At 69.8% G+C, this 16,398-nt stretch carries 17 protein-coding genes and 1 pseudogene; 9 read left to right on the plus strand and 9 right to left on the minus strand.

From position 1 onward, the window contains the following. Positions 1 to 49: 49 nt before the first annotated feature. The 5 genes from IEX91_RS12970 to IEX91_RS12990 all read right to left on the minus strand — a co-directional run bounded on the left by IEX91_RS12970 (position 50) and on the right by IEX91_RS12990 (position 3,765). Entirely contained in the window at positions 50 to 649 is a 600-nt protein-coding gene (locus IEX91_RS12970) for a DUF5789 family protein (RefSeq protein WP_188879477.1), read from the minus strand. Between the two features lie 182 nt (positions 650 to 831). Then, positions 832 to 1,269: a metal-sulfur cluster assembly factor gene (locus IEX91_RS12975; protein WP_229772878.1), complete on the minus strand. Its 438-nt coding sequence runs from the start codon at positions 1,267 to 1,269 to the stop codon at positions 832 to 834. Beyond that, positions 1,266 to 2,339: an amidohydrolase family protein gene (locus IEX91_RS12980; RefSeq protein ID WP_188879479.1), complete on the minus strand. Its 1,074-nt coding sequence runs from the start codon at positions 2,337 to 2,339 to the stop codon at positions 1,266 to 1,268. Before IEX91_RS12980 ends, IEX91_RS12975 begins: the two co-directional genes overlap by 4 nt. Before the next feature lie 76 nt (positions 2,340 to 2,415). Next, positions 2,416 to 2,859 (minus strand): universal stress protein, encoded by a 444-nt coding sequence (locus tag IEX91_RS12985; protein ID WP_188879480.1) that lies wholly within the window; start codon positions 2,857 to 2,859, stop codon positions 2,416 to 2,418. A gap of 54 nt (positions 2,860 to 2,913) precedes the next feature. Then, positions 2,914 to 3,765, minus strand: coding sequence for an aldo/keto reductase (locus IEX91_RS12990; RefSeq protein WP_188879481.1), 852 nt, complete (start codon positions 3,763 to 3,765; stop codon positions 2,914 to 2,916). 203 nt (positions 3,766 to 3,968) lie between these two features. On the opposite strand from IEX91_RS12990, the gene IEX91_RS12995 reads away from it, so the two are divergent. Further along, complete coding sequence (locus IEX91_RS12995) at positions 3,969 to 5,726, plus strand: glutamate--tRNA ligase (protein ID WP_188879483.1); 1,758 nt, start codon at positions 3,969 to 3,971, stop codon at positions 5,724 to 5,726. Between the two features lie 53 nt (positions 5,727 to 5,779). On the opposite strand, the gene IEX91_RS13000 is transcribed toward IEX91_RS12995, so the two are convergent. Together IEX91_RS13000 and tmcA are read right to left on the minus strand one after the other, a co-directional pair. Beyond that, positions 5,780 to 6,253, minus strand: a complete 474-nt coding sequence (locus tag IEX91_RS13000; protein WP_188879484.1) for a DUF456 domain-containing protein — start codon at positions 6,251 to 6,253, stop codon at positions 5,780 to 5,782. Position 6,254: 1 nt separating this feature from the next. Next, entirely contained in the window at positions 6,255 to 8,594 is a 2,340-nt protein-coding gene (tmcA, locus tag IEX91_RS13005) for a tRNA(Met) cytidine acetyltransferase TmcA (RefSeq protein ID WP_188879485.1), read from the minus strand. 225 nt (positions 8,595 to 8,819) lie between these two features. On the opposite strand from tmcA, the gene rpl7ae reads away from it, so the two are divergent. From rpl7ae to dinB, 7 genes and pseudogenes are all read left to right on the plus strand, one after another. Next, the gene (gene rpl7ae / locus IEX91_RS13010) at positions 8,820 to 9,182 is read left to right on the plus strand and encodes a 50S ribosomal protein L7Ae (protein ID WP_188879486.1); all 363 of its coding nucleotides are present in this window, start codon (positions 8,820 to 8,822) and stop codon (positions 9,180 to 9,182) included. A gap of 4 nt (positions 9,183 to 9,186) precedes the next feature. Further along, entirely contained in the window at positions 9,187 to 9,414 is a 228-nt protein-coding gene (locus tag IEX91_RS13015; protein WP_020221793.1) for a 30S ribosomal protein S28e, read from the plus strand. Continuing rightward, positions 9,414 to 9,599, plus strand: a pseudogene (locus IEX91_RS13020) (50S ribosomal protein L24e); the annotation flags it as partial. The gene IEX91_RS13015 and the pseudogene IEX91_RS13020, both read left to right, overlap by 1 nt. Positions 9,600 to 9,602: 3 nt before the next feature. After that, entirely contained in the window at positions 9,603 to 10,085 is a 483-nt protein-coding gene (gene ndk, locus IEX91_RS13025) for a nucleoside-diphosphate kinase (protein ID WP_188879488.1), read from the plus strand. 97 nt (positions 10,086 to 10,182) lie between these two features. Continuing rightward, positions 10,183 to 12,216, plus strand: coding sequence for a hypothetical protein (locus IEX91_RS13030; protein WP_188879489.1), 2,034 nt, complete (start codon positions 10,183 to 10,185; stop codon positions 12,214 to 12,216). A 50-nt stretch (positions 12,217 to 12,266) separates the two neighbouring features. Next, positions 12,267 to 13,025, plus strand: coding sequence for a GTP cyclohydrolase III (locus tag IEX91_RS13035; protein WP_188879490.1), 759 nt, complete (start codon positions 12,267 to 12,269; stop codon positions 13,023 to 13,025). Positions 13,026 to 13,283: 258 nt separating this feature from the next. After that, positions 13,284 to 14,525, plus strand: coding sequence for a DNA polymerase IV (gene dinB, locus IEX91_RS13040; RefSeq protein ID WP_188879491.1), 1,242 nt, complete (start codon positions 13,284 to 13,286; stop codon positions 14,523 to 14,525). On the opposite strand, the gene IEX91_RS13045 is transcribed toward dinB, so the two are convergent. Together IEX91_RS13045 and tpiA are read right to left on the minus strand one after the other, a co-directional pair. Then, a complete protein-coding gene (locus IEX91_RS13045) occupies positions 14,522 to 14,902 on the minus strand; it encodes a hypothetical protein (RefSeq protein WP_188879493.1) in 381 nt (126 codons plus the stop codon). The genes dinB and IEX91_RS13045 overlap by 4 nt on opposite strands. Before the next feature lie 71 nt (positions 14,903 to 14,973). Then, positions 14,974 to 15,621 carry a triose-phosphate isomerase gene (gene tpiA / locus IEX91_RS13050; protein ID WP_188879494.1) on the minus strand — a complete coding sequence of 216 codons (648 nt, stop codon included), beginning with the start codon at positions 15,619 to 15,621 and terminating at the stop codon, positions 14,974 to 14,976. A gap of 119 nt (positions 15,622 to 15,740) precedes the next feature. Between tpiA and IEX91_RS13055 the strand changes: the two genes are divergently transcribed. After that, a complete protein-coding gene (locus tag IEX91_RS13055; RefSeq protein WP_188879496.1) occupies positions 15,741 to 16,373 on the plus strand; it encodes a DUF981 family protein in 633 nt (210 codons plus the stop codon). The last annotated feature ends 25 nt before the right edge of the window (positions 16,374 to 16,398 follow it).

Genomic DNA, 16,398 nt, shown 5'->3' on the forward strand with positions numbered 1-16,398 from the left:
TGCGATACACGGAGTCCGCCCTCCTCGACGGCCGCCCGCGTCCGTCGGTCTATATACCGAGCCACTCGTCCGCCCGGACCTGATACCCGTTCGTCCGACAGAACTCGGCCGCTTCCCGGCGTACCGCTCTGGAGGACGGGAGATCCCCCGTCTCGCGGACCCGATCGACGATCCAGTCGCGAATGACCGCGATCCCCTCGTCGTCGTCATCGGCGTCGATCGAGCCGAGCGCTCGGAACGTCGTTTCGTACGCTTTGCGCTGTGACCAGCTGAACTCCGCGTCCTGCCGCGTCTCGATGGACTCGACGATACGTTTCATCGCCGAAGCGACCGTCGGGCGCCGGACCGCCACCTGAACGGCCGCCGGGGAGTCGAACGCCTCCCGGTCGGTCTCCGGCACGAGCGCCTCGATCGCGTAGCGCTCCCCGTCGGATTCGATCGTGCGGTCGCCGATCGCCGCGACGACGTCGGCCCCCGTCGCGGGAAACTGCACCGACTCGAGGGCCGCTTCGACGTCGTCGAGCGCCGCCGCCTCGACCGGTGGCTCCGACTCGTCCCCTCGATCCAGTTCCGTGGCGATGTCGCGCTCTTGCTGGCGTCGCTCCGCGTCCCGCGCTTGCTTCTCTCGGCCGCGTTTATCGTCTGCCATCCTCTAGCGTTGTCCCTCCACGCTGATAGTCCTGTGGTCGTGATTCACGGACCACCGCGAGCACGGCGCACGGCCGTTTCCGACTCCGATTCGGCGACGTGTGGGCGGGGACGCCGTCCCCAGCGGGAACCGACGGAACACTTGCAACGGTGGGGTGTGTCGATCCCCGTCCGCCCGCTCGTTCAGTCGCCCGTCTCGACGTCGACCGATCGGTCCGTCGAGCCGTCGTCGCCGAGCTCCTCGCGGTAGCGTTCCTCGTAGCCGTCGAGGACGTCTCGGCGTTTGGCCCGCGCCGCCTCGCTCATCAGCTCCTCGCTCCACTCCATCCCGTCGTCGGTGTCGAGCTCGACGCGCTCGACGGGTTCGAGGCCCGTGAGGCGGTCCTCGACCTGATCGATAAAGTAGCCGATCATGTGACACATCGGGGTGGTGAGGCGCATCTCGACGTGCGCCCGACCGTCGTCGGAGTCGACCTCGATCGCCTTCACGAGCCCCATCTCGACGATGTTCAAGTTCGAGCCGGTGGCGGCGCTACACGGATCCACTACGTCCCGGAGGGCGTCGCGGGCTCGTTCCTCGATGGGGTCGGTGGCGTCGGTCGGGTCGGTGCTCGCGCTCATTCGACCACCTCGAAGTCGGTCGTCGACCACGGGTCGTCGGCCATCTCGACGTCGCTGTACTGATCGTCCGCCGTACCCGCCTCGAGTTCGTCGAGATCGAAGCCGTGGGCCTCGGCGAAGTTCTCGCCGAGGATCTTGCGCTTGTCGTCCTCGGTGAGCTGGAAGGGGCCGCTGAAGCTCTCCATCTCCGGGAAGTCGTAGTTCCAGAAGCGCTCCAAGAGGAGCTGCGGGTGGAAGTGGGGCGCGCCGGTCCCCCAGATGATCTTGTCGACGGCCTGCTTCCCGCCGGCGTAGAGGAGTTGTTGGAGCGAGTCGACGAAGGACGTCGGCGTCGTCACGAGCTCGGTGAGCGTGAGTTCGAGGTTGACGTAGACGTTGGGGTGGCGGGCGATCTGCCAGCCGGTCTCCTCGGCGAAGGTCAGCCCGCCGTGGACGATCTCGAAGGTAAGCTCGGGGAAGCTGTTGGCGGCCTCCTCGACGTCGCCGACCTTGTAGGACTCCATCGGTGCGGTGGCGAAGGGGAAGGCCTTGTGGACGGCGACGACGTCGAGGCCGAGGTCGACGGCGTGCTGCCAGAGCGGGAAGGCGTCCTCGGGGTCGTTCATCTTGAACTCGTGATGGGTGCCGTCGGGCTCCCAGTAGGAGGGATACACCTTCACGCCGTGGGGGTCGAAGGCCTCGACCTGTCGCGTGAGGTCGGCCTGCGGGTCGTCGAGGCCGATCGCGTCGATGCTGGCGAACGCGGCCGTCCGCGTCGGATTGCGCTCGAAGAACGCGCGGGCCTTCGACTCGGCGGTGAGGCCGTCCTCGAAGACGGTGATCGACTGCGGGTGCATGACGGCGAAGTCCGTCTGGCTCTCGCGGAAGAGGGCGTTCTCCGTGTTCTCGACCGGCCAGTCGCCGAGGAAGGCCTCGCGGGTGCGCTGGTAGCCGTCGGGCATCTTCGCCTCCAAGGCGGCGCCGACGTTGGCGACCTGCTCGGCGTAGCGCGGCACGCGGTAGTTCTCCTCGGTCTGATTGTACGCGTGGGTGACAGCGTCCACCACGAACACGTCGTCGAGTGTTGCCATATCGTACGGCCGTAACCTACAGTAGTAATAGTTATGTTTGTTAAAATATGGTACCGTCGCGAACCGTCCGACTGCGCTACTCCGCGAGGACGCTGACGACGGGGTGGTCGGCGCTGAGGATGACCGACTGCGTGACGCTCCCGAAGAGCGCCTTTCCGGTGGGCGAGCGTTTCCGGCCGCCGATGACGATGTAGCGCGGGCCGACCGACGCGGCGTCGTCGAGTATCTCCTCCGTCGGATCGCCGATCCGACCGGCGGGCGTGATCGTCGCCGGGACGTCGCCGAGCGCCATCTCCACGAGCCGTTCGGCGATGTCCTCCGCACGCTCGATCTCGATCGAGAAGGAGGTGTTGCTGAACTGGTCTATCGAGCGCACCGACTCGAAGTGGGATTCGGCCTCGTCTTCCGGGATGACGTGAAGCACCCGGAGGTCGTCGTCGTAGGCCTCGGCGAGGTCGCGCCCGGTCTCGATGATCGCCTCTTGGTCGTGCTGTTCGCCGACGGCGGCGAGAATCACCATACCTTCACGATTAACCACACGCCGCAAATAGGTTCCGACCGAGGGGGTCCGGATCTACTCGACGTCCAGCGTCGCGCGGTCCGCGTCGGTGAGCGCGAGTTCGCTCGCGGCGACGTTCTGTTCGAGGTGCGAGACGCTCGACGTTCCGGGGATCGGGAGGGTGACGTCGCTGTGATCGAGGAGCCACGCGAGCGCGACCTGATAGACGCTCGCGTCGTGGCGCTCGGCGACGGTTTCGACGGCGTCACGCGCCTCGTCGTCGAAGCCGCCGGCCCCGACCGGGAAGTACGGGATGAAGCCGATGTCGTACTCCTCGCAGGCCTCAAGGACGTCCTCGTGCTCCCGGTCGCCGAGGTTGTACTCGTTTTGCACCGTGGCGACGTCGACGTGATCGCGCGCGAGCTCGAGCTGCTCGACGGAGACGTTCGAGATGCCGACGTGATCGACGAGGCCGTCGTCTTGCAGTTCGGCGAAGGCCTGGATCGACGCCTCGTAGTCGGTGTCCGGGTCGGGGCGGTGGAACTGATAGAGGTCGATCGAGTCGACCCCGAGGCGATCGATGCTCGTGAGGGCTTGGTTCTTGATGTAGTCGGGGCCGCCGTGTGCGAGCCACTCGCCCTCGCGGTTGCGGAGGAGACCCGCCTTCGTGGCGACGACGAGGTCGTCGCGGGTCGCGTCGAGTGCCTCGCCGATCAGGCGCTCCGAGACCGCGGGTCCGTAGGAGTCCGCGGTGTCGATGAAGTCGACGCCGAGTTCGTCCGCGCGACGGAGCACGTCGCGGGCGTTCGGCTCGCTCTCCGGGCGACCGATGACGTCCTCGCCGGTGATCCGCATCGCGCCGAAGCCGAGGCGGTGGACGGTGTACTCGCCGCCGATGTCGAACGTGTCGCTCTCGTTCGTGACCATATCCGTCGTTCGACGGCGAGCGGCTAAGGCGCTGTGGAGGCGGCGGGCAGTGCGGGATCCGTCGGATCCGCTGGCGCCCACGTCGTCAGTCGCCCGCGTCGTCGGCCGGGCCGTCGCCGGAATCGGCGTCGTCGCCGCTGGGCGTCCCGCGCGGCGATGGCGAACCCAAACGAATTTCCTCGTACCCCGGTAAGCGCTCGGGTATGGACGAGGACCTCCGCGAGCGGATCCGACGGGAGGCCGAGGCGAACGCGCTGTTCAACGCGCTGAAACACGGGAGCGACGCGCAGGTGGGCGCGATCCTCGGCCCGCTGATGGGCGCGAACCCCGAGTTCCGCGAGCACGGCGACGAGGTGTCGGGCGTCGTCGCGCCCGTCGTGAACGAGGTGAACGCCCTCGACGAGGCCGAGAAGCGCGCGCGCCTCGAAGAGATCGCGCCGGAGCGCCTCGCAGAGCTCGACGCGGAGGACGAGGGCGAGGATCACCCGCTGCCCGACCTCCCGAACGTCGAGGACTACGACGAGGTCCGGATGCGGTGTGCCCCCAACCCGAACGGCCCGTGGCACCTCGGACACGCCCGGATGCCCGCGGTCATCGGGACGTACAAGGAGCGCTACGACGGCTGGATGCTCGTCCGCTTCGACGACACGGACCCGGAGACGAAGCGCCCCGACCTCGACGCCTACGACGGCATCCTCGACGACATCGACTACCTCGGCTTCAAACCCGACGAGGTCGTGAAAGCCTCGGATCGGATGGAGACCTACTACGAGCACGCGCGCGAGCTCATCGGGCTCGGCGGCGCGTACACCTGTAGCTGTTCGGGCGAGGCCTTCTCCGAGCTGAAGAACGACGGGGAGGCCTGCCCGCACCGCGAGAAGAACCCCGGCGTCGTCCGCGACGAGTTCGAGGCGATGATCGACGGCGAGTACGAGTCCGGCGAGATGGTGCTGCGCGTGAAGACGGACATCGAGCACAAGAACCCCGCGCTGCGCGACTTCGTCGCCTTCCGGATGGTCGACACGCCCCACCCGCGCGAGGAGGCCGCGGCGTATCGCTGCTGGCCGATGCTCGACTTCCAGTCCGGGATCGACGACCACCTCCTCGGTATCACGCACATCATCCGCGGGATCGACCTCCAGGACTCCGCGAAGCGCCAGCAGTTCGTCTACGACTACTTCGGCTGGGAGTACCCCGAGGTCGTCCACTGGGGGCACGTGCAGGTCGACGCCTACGACGTGCAGATGAGCACGTCGACGATCAAAGCGAAGATCGAGGCAGGCGAGCTCGACGGCTGGGACGACCCGCGCGCGCCCACGCTCAAGAGCGTCCGCCGCCGCGGGATCCGGGGCCAGGCGATCGTGGACGCGATGGTCGAACTCGGCACCTCCACCTCCGACGTCGACCTCGCCATGTCCTCCATCTACGCGAACAACCGCGACCTGATCGACGAGGAGACGCCGCGCGCCTTCCTCGTCCGCAACGGCTTCGCGCCGCGCAGCGAGGGGGCCGAGGCGGCGTACGCGGCCACCGAGGTCCCCATCGCGGGCGGCCCGGAGACCGCGCATCCGCCCGTGCACCCGAACCACGAGGAGCGCGGCGAGCGCGACATCCCCGTCGGCGACGCGGTGCTCGTCGAGACCGCCGACCTCCCCGACGAGGGCGAGCGCGTCTGGCTCAAGGGGTACGGTCCCGTCCGCTACGACGGCGACGGCTTCGCGTACACCGACGACGACATCGATGCCGTCCGCGAGGAGGGCGTCGACGTGATCCACTGGGTGCCCGCGGCGGGCAGCGTGCCCGTTCGCCTCCGCCGGACGGACGGCGACGTCTACGGCTACGCGGAACCCGGCTACGCGGACTACGACCCGGACGACCTCACCCAGTTCGTCCGCGTGGGCTTCGCGCGCTACGACCGTGCCGACGAGGACGAGACGGTCGCGTACTACGCCCACCAGTAGCTCGGCGCGCGGTCCCTCTCCTCTGCTCTTCGCCTTTCCGTTCGCGTCTCCTGCTACAGGAACTCGATCACGAGCACCGCGGCCAGCACGACGCCCGTGCAGACCAACTGCACGGCCGCGGCGGCGAGCACGCCGACGGTCGCCGCGGCCGCGCTCCGCAGGCTCGCCTCGGCGTCGCCGAGGCGACGATATTCGAGCGCGAGGACGGTGACGGCCACGCCCGCGAGGACGCCGATCGGGCCGCCGAGCGGGAGACAGAGCAGGCCCACGACCGCGGCGAGGAGCGTCGTCCGGAGGGACGCGCCACCCGCGCTCGCGCCGATCGCGCCGCCGAACCAGTCGACGGCGAGCGCGACGAGACAGCACGCGACGAGGGCGGCGAGGACGAACGCGCCGGGTTCGCTCGTGTGCCACCGGTAGAGGCCGAGCCCCGCGAGCGAGACGAGGCCGCTCGGGAGGAGCGGGAGGACGCTGGCCACCATCCCGAACCCGAGCAGGCCGATCGCGAGGAGGACGAGCGCGTCCATCTCACTCGTCCCCGTGTCGCGCGCGCTCCGCCGCGGCGGCCTCGCCGCCCCACGCGTCGCAGAGCGGTCGCAGGGCGTCGCCGAACGCCCGCATCGCCTGCCCGGACGAGTGATAGCCGAGCTCGTCGGCGACGGCGTCCCACGGGCGACACTGGAGGAGCTTCAGGACGAAGAGGCGCTCGCGGCGCTCGACTTCGGCCTCGCCGTCGATGTCGACGCCCGCGGCGTCAGAGAGGAGGGGCGGCGCGTCGTCGCGGACGAGCGCGCAGACGGCGAGACGACGGACGGGCTCGGGATCGACGCTGTACATCGCGGAGCCGTAGGCGGAGCCGGCGACGACGCGCCACGCGTTCTCGCCCAATCCGGGGTCGGGAGTCGCGTCGCAGGCGGCGAGCGCGGCGCGCGCGACGTCCGGGTCGAGGTCGTGGAGGGAGTCTGCGAGGACGCCCGCGATCCGGTCGGCGAACCACGACTCGTGGCGGGCGGCGAGCGCGCGCCCGTCCGCGCTCAGCGGGTCGAGCATCAGCGCGGAGTACTCGCCGCTGGCGTCGTTGCGCGTCGTCGAGAGGTGGACGGTGGAGAAGCCGTTGCGGGCCCAGAACCGGAGGAGGGCGGGCGTCGCGCCGTAGCCGACGCCGAGCCAGTCGCGTCCGTCGAACTCGTCGCGGACGCCGTCGAGGAGCGCGGAGCCGAGCCCGCGCGATCTGGCGGCGTGGTGGGTAGCGATGCGGACGACGCGCGTGCCCACGGGCGCGGCGGCGTGCTCGTCGCGGAGTTGGCTCGTGAGAACGTCCGGGAGCATGTTGCCCTTCACCCGCTCGCCGGTGTACATCGCCTCCCGAGTCGCCGCGTCGAGGCCGCCCTCGCGAGCGAGGAGGGCGACGGCGACGACGTGTCCGTTCGCGCGGAGCGCGCGGACGTCGAGGTTCGGAGCGTCGATCATTCTGGCCAAGTCGTCCGGCTCGGTGCGGTAGTGGGCGGCGACGAGGAGACCGAACGCCTCGCGCAGCAGCGTCTCGTCCGCGAGGAGCGCGTCGCCGTCGAGGGCGTCGTACGCACAGCCCGCCGGGTCGGCGTCCGCGACGAGCGGGTCGACGGGCGGCCGAGCGTCGAGCAGGAGCGCGTGGAACGCCCACACCTCGACGGGGTCGCCGGCGGCGTAGCGGATCGGCTCGTCGAGGCGCACGTCGGTGACGTCGAGGCCAGTCCCGGCGAGGACGTCGCGGAACCGGACATCGAAGCCGCGGCCCGCGCCCTCGTAGCCGTGGACGGTCGTGGTGAAACCGACGGCGTCGGCGTCGAGGAAGCGTTCGAGGAGCCGAACGGGGAGCGCGGCCGCCTCGTCGACGAGGAGCACGTCGCAGTCGTCGAGGACGTCGACGGACTCGGGCGGTTTCGCGTAGCGAATCGACCCCCCGCCGGCGAGGACGAGCCGCGTCGTCTCGGTGCGCTCGGACGCGACGCCGAGCGCGTCGCACAGCTCGGCCGCGCGCGCGAAGAGTTCCTCAATGCCGCGGAACGACGGCGCGGTGACGAGGACGTCCCGTCCCTCGACGGCGAGCCCCGCGGCCGCGAGCCCGGCGGCGCTCGTCTTCCCCCGACCGCGGTCGGCCTCGCAGACGACGGCGCGGCCGGTGTCCCGGAGCGCCTCGAAGGCGCGCACGGCCGCGACCTGATCGCCGGTGAGACAGGCCTCGTAGGCGGCCGTCGGGAAGGCGTGATCGTCGGGCACCGACGGACCGGGTGACGGGAGACGGGGTGCGGGGCGCGTGCGTCCGTCGTCGACCGCCGTCTCCCCGCTCTCGTCGAGGGCGACGATGCCGACGCCGCGATGCGTGCGGAGGGTGTCGACGAGGCGCGTCCGGAAGCGTCCCGAGACGTCCTCGACGCCGAAGGGCGGGACGGCCATGCCCGCGTCGAAGCGGTCGCGGCGTGCGGACCACGCGTCGAGCGGTGGCGTCACGAGGATCAGGAGGCCGCCGCCGTCGACCGCACCGGCGACGCGGCCGAGGGCGTTCGGTCGACACTCATCGCGGGCGTCGTAGACGACGGCGTCGCGCGTCGTGCCGAGGAGGTCGCCGGTCTCGCGGGGTTCGAGGCGCTCGCAGCCGATGCCGTCGCGGTGACCGACGACCGTCGTCTCGGCGCGATCGATCCCCGCGTCGTCGAGCGCATCGATGGCGGCGGCGAGCCCGCGATCGGTCCCGTCGCCGCCGTCGCCAGCGCCTCTCGCGTCCCGGTTCTCGTTCCCGTCCGTCTCGTCGGCGAGGACGAGGAGGCGGCGCTCGTTCGTCTCGCGGGCCTCCGCGCGGAGCGCGGCGGCGGTCTCTCCGACGGTCATGTGCTCGTCGTTCGCCCGCGACCCCGAAGGGCGTTATCGTTCCCTGTAGCCGTCGGTGACCCCGTGTCCCGCGTTCGCACCCCGGCGGGCTTTGAAAGCGTTTTTAACCACGGGATCCGGAATAGGTTGTACAGCCTTCGGGGGGTCATGATGCTTCGAGTCGCCACGGGAATCGCGGTCGGCGACTGAGCGCAAGCCCGCCCGAGGGAGTAGGTGAACATAAAAATGCCAGTCTATGTCGACTACGACGTCCCGGCCGACCTCCAGGAGCGAGCGCTCGAATCGCTCGAAGTCGCCCGCGACACCGGCAGCGTAAAGAAGGGTACGAACGAGACGACCAAGGCCGTCGAGCGCGGCAACGCGGACCTCGTCATCATCGCCGAAGACGTCTCCCCCGAGGAGATCGTCCTCCACCTCCCGGAGCTCGCGGAGGAGAAGGGCGTCCCGTACGTCTTCGTCGAGACGCAGGACGAACTCGGCGTCGCGGCCGGCCTCGAAGTCGGATCCGCCGCCGCGGCCGTCGTCGACGCCGGCGACGCCGAGGACGACGTCGAGGACATCGGCGAAAAGATCGAGGAGCTGAAGTAAACCGATGAGTGCCGAGGAATCGGAGACGGAGGACTCCACGTCCGCCGAGGTCATCGAGGTCGTCGGAAAGACCGGGATGCACGGCGAGGCGATGCAGGTGAAGTGTCGACTTCAGGAAGGCTCCAACCAGGGCCGCATCATCACGCGCAACGTCCTCGGCCCCACGCGGGTCGGCGACGTCCTCCAGCTGCGCGAGACGGCCCGCGAAGCCGACTCCATCGGAGGTCAGTAATGCCCCAGACCCGAGAGTGTGACTACTGTGGGGCGGACATCGAACCCGGCACGGGGACGATGTTCGTCTACAACGACGGACGTACCGTACACTTCTGCTCGTCGAAGTGCGAGAAGAACGCCGATCTCGGCCGCGAGCCCCGCGAGCTCGAGTGGACCGACGCGGGCCACGCCGGCGAGGGCGAATAGATGAGCCACGAGCACGAGCGGACGTTCGTCATGGTCAAGCCCGACGGCGTCCAGCGGGGTCTCATCGGCGAGATCGTCGGCCGTCTCGAGGACAAGGGGCTCAAGATGGTCGGCGGGAAGTTCATGCAGATCGACGAGGAGCTCGCTCACGAGCATTACGGCGAGCACGAGGGCAAGCCCTTCTTCGAGGGCCTCGTCGAGTTCATCACGTCCGGGCCCGTCTTCGCGATGGTCTGGGAGGGCGACGACGCCACCCGGCAGGTCCGCAAGCTGATGGGCGCGACGGACGCCAAGGAGGCCGCTCCCGGCACCATCCGCGGTGACCTCGGGAACGACCTCGGGCACAACGTCATCCACGGCAGCGACCACGAGGACGAGGGCGCCAACGAGCGCGAGATCGACCTCTTCTTCGACGGGGACGAACTCGTCGACTGGAACGCCAACGCGGCGACCTGGGTCTACGAAGACGCCCACGACCACTAAGCGGTTTCTCTCGCCGTCGTCCCCGTTTACACCCGCATAGCTCCCAGCACCCGCCCTGACCGCGACACGTAAGTACACCGACAGGGTACGGAACGGCGTGACGCGGGCAGATCCGATCGAGTTCGAGACGGCGGGGAAGACGCTACGAATACACGACCGGGTGATGGACGCGACGTGTCGCATCACCGCTGACGACGCGATCGACGTCGAGCGGGTGTTGGACGCGCGGTTCCTCTTCCCGGTCGACGCCGCAGTCTCCTTCGAGGCGACGACGCTGTCGATGCCCGCGAACGCGGGGTCGTGTGTCCGTGACGAGCGCGGCGACATCGACGTCCAACTCTCCGATATCGTGGTGTCGTTTCCTCGCGGGACGTATTACGTCGACATCGAGGCGGCTTGCAAGCTCTACGTGAAGGTGTTCGACGCCGCGTTCGAGGCCGTCACCGAACACCACCACGGCGAGGGGGCGACGACACTGACGTTCGAGGAACCGACGCGAGTCGCGGTCGGTGCCCGTTCGCGCCACGAGCGTCCGCACGCGACGATCACGGTGCCCGACGATCCGGGGGCGCTGCTCGAGGCACTCCCCTTCCTCGCCTCCGCGGTAAAGGAGTGGTCGCCGGAGCGCTCGTGGCCGACGCTCCGGGGCCACCCACCGCGGATCGAGCGCGGGGACGCCCTCTCGATCCCGTCGACGATTTCGCGGCCCGAGACGGGCGTGACGATCGCCACCCCGGCGACGTACGAGTCGCTGTACGCGGTCGCGCCGCTCGCCTACTACCTCGGTGCGGACGTGGTCGAGGCGTCCGAAGCGGAACTCCGCCTCGACAACGGCTATCGCCAGTCGCTGGGCGACGGCGCGGTCTCGCCGCGGGCGGCGACCAACCTGCTCGAACGCTGTCTGTTCCTCGACTCGTTCGTGCGAACGGCCGGCTACTACGAGATGCCGCGCCAGGAGTACGAGCCGGTCGCGGGTGGGCTTTCCTTCTACCCGCCGGCGCTCTACGGTCGGCCGATCGTCGAGCAGCTCATGGAGTACCTCGAAGCGCCGCGCGCGGCGTTCGTCGACTACCTTCCGGACGCGCGCTACGTGGCCGTGGTGCGCGACGATCCGGCCGACGCCCCGTTGCTCCCGTTCCTCGTCAGGGACCTCGTGCCGGTGACGACCGATAGGCACGACGTGCCCGACGACCGCGCGATCCGGACCGGCTACAGCGGCGAGTGTGTGCCTCACGGGGCGACACGACTCTCGGTCGCGGGGTACCAGCACGCGCTCACCGAGCCGATGCGCGACGTGGCGGAAGAGCGTTTCGCACTCCTCGGTGTCGGCAGCGCGGCACGCGAGACGCTCTCCACGGTCCTGATCGGCCGCGAGCACCGGGAGGTCGCCGAGCCGTTCACGGTCGACACCGCGCCGCCAACGACGGCGGCCGTTCGGGACGCGCTCGAAACCGACTACGGCTTCGTTCACGTCGACGCGCCACTGACCGACGCGGGGTTCGCCTGCCGCGACGGCGTCCTCGATCCAATGAGTGTGTCGTCCGTCTCGGCGCGCGCCGTGTCGCTCGTCGGCGACCGGGAGACTGGTGGGCCTATCGTCGACGCCCTCGTCGAACGCGGGGCCCGCGTCGGCGTAGTGTCGACGACGCTCGGCGAACGTATGGTCGGCCGGATGGCGGGACGTCTCCTCTCGGGCGCGCCGTTCGAGCGCGCCGTCGCGTGGTCGGGCGCGAAGGGCCCGCATCGCTTCGCCGGAGACGTCTCGGGGTGTCTGGTCCGCGTCGGCGGTGGCGCCTCGATCCCGAACCTCGTCGTCCGATCGACGACGCTCGAGAGCCACCAGCTGTGGGTTCGCGCGTGGTGGACGCAGTTCGACGCCGCCGGTGGGGTGACGGCGCTCTACGACGAACGCGTGTGCGACCAGTTCCAACTCTTCGGCACCGAGATCGAACAGCCCTCGTCGCTGTCGAGCGAGGCGGTCGCGGACCTCTGTAACGAGCGCGAGGCCGTTTACGTACTGAACGGCGACGTCTATCAGCACGACCACGACGTGACGCCCGACGAGGTCCGGCAGTCGGCGGCGCGCGCGCTCGCCGACCGATCGTCGACTCGGAACGACACCCAGTTCTGAGACGCGATTCAAAAGCGATAAGCGAGGGCGGGGCGGAGTGTCCGGTATCCGTGACGAACGCTCAGGTCACTCTCGTCCAACTGGACAACTACGGCCCGTGGACGGTGACGCCCGCACCCCGACGTGAGGCCGACCTCCAGACCCTCCAGTCGCGCCTCTACGCCGACCTCTCGCAGTTCCTCGGCACCCGCGACGGCTACGCCTTCTTCACGCGCTTCGACAACATGATCGCGGTGACGAACGGCATCGACCGGGCCGATCACCGCCGTCTACAGGAGTCGCTACGCAACCGCTATCCGGTCACCGTGAGCCTCGGCATCGGGACGGGCGCGAATCCGACGGACGCCCTCGTCGACGCGACCGCGCACCTGCAGGCGGCCGGGAGCGCGCAGGACGCCGAGCGCCGCGAAGTCCTCGCCGGCGATCCGATTTCACCGGACGACCGCGACGACGACGACGTCCGCATCGCGCACTTCGACGTGAACGACGCGACCGGCAAGTACACGGACGAGCTCGACGCCTTCTCGACGTTCGTTCGCATCGAGCAGGGGTACGCGGCGCTGATGCGGACGCTCCACGACGAACACGACGGCCTCGCATTCTTCGTCGGCGGCGACAACGTCATCGCGCTCGTTCCCGACCTCGACCGCGACACCTACGTCGACGTCATCGAGCGCGTCCGCGCGGAGGCCGACATGTCGCTCAAGGTCGGCGTCGGCGCGGGCCGCACCGCGACGGACGCCGGAATGGCCGCCAAACACGCCCTCGAAGTCTGCCGCGAGGAGGGGACGACCGTCGAAGGCGCGTAGATTAACTCGATGCGTACTCCCTGATTTTGTACTCGCTCGGTACTCACACCACGCTTTTCCTTTCGGCCCCCTATCAATCGCGTATGCAGTCCATCGACGTCCCGAACAACCTGTACGACGCGCTCGGAGAGCCCAGCGACGACGAGCTCGAGCAGGCCCTCTGGGGGCTCGTGTACGAGCAGGGCCGCGACACCGAGCACTGACGCCGCGACGCCCGCGAACCGAAGCTATTCCTTCCCGGGCCGCCTTCGCGGAGCCATGACTGCGGGCGGTCGTCTCCCCGGTGCGCCCGACCCCACGGAGCGGATCGTCCTGCACGTGGACATGGACTGCTTCTACGCGTCCTGTGAGCGGCGACGCGAACCCGCGCTCCGCGACGAACCCGTCGTCGTCGGCATGGGGTACGAGGCCGGGGAGACCGTGGGCGCGGTGGCGACCGCGAGCTACGAGGCGCGCGCGCACGGCGTCGAGAGCGCGCAGGCCATCTCGACGGCGCTCGATCGCCTGCCCCGACGCGCCGACGATCCCGACGGCCCGAGCGCGTACTACCGGCCGGTCGACCTCGACTACTACGAGGACGTCGCCGCGGAGGTGAAGGCGATCCTCCACGAGCTCGCCGATACCGTCCGCGAGGTCAGCATCGACGAGGCGTACCTCGACGTCACCGACCGCACCGCGTGGGACGTCGCCGAGGGATTCGCGCGCCACGTCAAACAGCGGATCGCGCGCGAGGTCGGCGTCCCCGCGAGCGTCGGCGTCGCCCCCGACATGAGCACCGCGAAGATCGCGAGCGACCACGACAAACCCGACGGCCTCGTCGTCGTCCCGCCCGACGAGGTCGAGGCGTTCCTCGCGCCGATCGATGTCGCGGACGTCCACGGCGTCGGGCCGGTCCGCGCGCGCGAACTCCGCGAGTTAGGGATCGAGACGGCGGGCGACCTCGCGGACGCCGACCCCTACGAGCTGACGGAGCGCTTCGGCGAGCGGGGCCGCGACCTCTACGACCGCGCGCGCGGCCGCGACGACCGCCCGGTCGAGCCCCGCGACGATCCGAAGAGCCTGAGCCGCGAGTCGGCGTTCGACGGCGCGGTCGACGACCACGCGCGCGTCCGGGAGCAGGCGCTGACGCTCGCCGACGCCGTCGCCGACCGCGCGCGCCGGAAGGACGCCCTCTACCGCACCATCGGGGTGAAGGTCGTGACGCCGCCCTACGACGTCCACACCCGGGCGCGCTCGCTCCCGGGTCCCGTCGACGACCCGCCACTCGTGCGCGACGTCGCCGCCGACCTCCTCGCGGAGTTCGCGGACGCGTCCGTCAGGAAGGTGGGCGTGCGCGTCTCGAACCTCTCGTTCACCGCCGGCGAGCAAGCGCAGCTCGGGGGGTTCGACGGCCCGACGACCGAGGTGGCGACCGACGAAACGACGACCGACGACGACGCCGACGTCACCGACGCGACCGAGACCGGGACCGACGGTCAGGCGTCGCTCGGCGACTTCTAGTCGTCCGTCGGGGCGACGACGCGTTCGCACTCGACGACGAACGAGGCGAGGCTCTCCGCGGCGCCGCGTTCGAGCGACAGCACGACGCCCGCGGTCTCCGACTCCCGGATCACGATGAAGACGCCGTTCTCGTAGAGCTCGACGACGGACTCGAACTCGCCGAACGGGCTGTCGAGCTCGCGGAGCGGTTCGCGCTCGCGGATCTTCGCGATGATCCGCCCCGAGCGGCGCTTCGAGCGCTCGTCCGGGAGGTCCTGACGCCGATAGATGACGTGCCAGTCGTCGTCGGTATACCGGACGGCGGTGCGGAAGTACCCGCGGGCGCGCTCGCGGACCAGCTTCACGAGCTCGTAGTGGCGCCGTTCCATGTCGGTCATACCGATACGTAGACCCGACGGAGTATAGACACACTGAAAACCGACGCGCGAACCGGTTGTCGCGCCGTCGCTTACGCCAGCGGCTCGACGAGGGCTTCGAGCGCCGCCTTCGGGTCGTCCGCCTTGGCGACGCCGCTGGCGAGGAGAACGCCGCTGGCGCCGAGGTCGGCCGCCGCGTCGAGGTCGTCGCCCGTGGAGATCCCGGCCCCGCAGTAGACGTCGACGCCGTCGTCGACCGCTTCGGCGGCCGCGACGGCGTCCCTGACGATGTCGGGGTCGGCCGACGCCACGGAGACGTCGCCGCCGATGAGTTCCGGGGGTTCGACCGCGACCGAGTCGGGGCCGAGCGCCGCGACCGCGCCGATCTGTGCGGGGTTGTTCCCGCAGACGCACGTTTCGAGGTCGGCGCGGCGGGCCGCCTCGATCGACGCGTCGATGTCCGCGAGCTTCATCCGGTTCTCCGAGTGATTGAGGAGCGTGCCCTCGGCGCCCGCGGCGGCGGCGCGTTCCGCGAGCGTGCTACCCGTGTGGCTCCCGTAGCCGTTCGGGCTGACGTGCTGCGCCCACGTTTCGACGCCGGTGTCGGCGACCGCGGCGAGGTCGGCGGCCTGCGGCGCGATGGCGATGCGGACGCCGGACGCTTCGGCGACGGCGCGTGCGGCCTCCGCGACCGCGATCGGGTCACAGGGATACGCCTTCAGATTGACGAGAACGAACATGCGCGTGGGGATTCGCGGACCTCCGGATTACCGCTTTCGGAAGCGACGGACGGACCCCGTCTCTCGCGACGCGACCGGCCGTCCGGATTTATAACCCGTCTGCGCGTCTCTCCGAGCTGATGTTTCGCACGCTCCTCGGACAGGTCGGCGCGCCAGCCTCCGCGATCAGCCCGTACAACCCATTGGTCGTCGCGCTCGTGCTCCTCGCCGCCGGGGCGACCCTGAGCGCGCTCTTCCTCTTCCGGGAGGCGCGCGACAGCCATCCGCCCTCGGACAGGCAGTCGTTCGCGTGGCTGTTCGGTCTCGTCGGCGCCATCGCACTCCTCGTCTCCGGGGAGATATTCTGGGCGAACTGGGCGGGATTCCCCGCGAGTCAGTACACCGAGCTGTTCGGGGTCGCACAGACGCTCTACGCCGTCGTGATGCTCGCCGCGGCGTTCACCATCTACCACAACCTCGATCCGCGGCCGTTCGCCTGGATGAGTGCCGTCTGCGGCCTCCTGCTCTTCCAAGGCGCACGCGCCATCGTCAGCTTCGACTTGACGCTCTCGCCGGCCGTATCGGCACTCATCTGGGTGACCGCTGGCCTCGCCGCCGTCGTCGTCCTACCCGCCTCGTACGCCCCGACGGGCTCCGGGACGCGTCGTTCCCTCGTCTACCTCGGCGTGCTGTTCGCCGTCGTGCTCGCCGCCGCCAGCCTCGGCATGGGCCTCGAGGCCCACTACAGCCACATCGCTGAAGCGATGGGGTGACGACGGCGTGGCCGCGAGAACTCGA

Origin of the sequence: Halarchaeum nitratireducens, from assembly GCF_014647155.1 — an archaeon.
Taxonomy (GTDB): Archaea; Halobacteriota; Halobacteria; order Halobacteriales; family Halobacteriaceae; genus Halarchaeum; species Halarchaeum nitratireducens.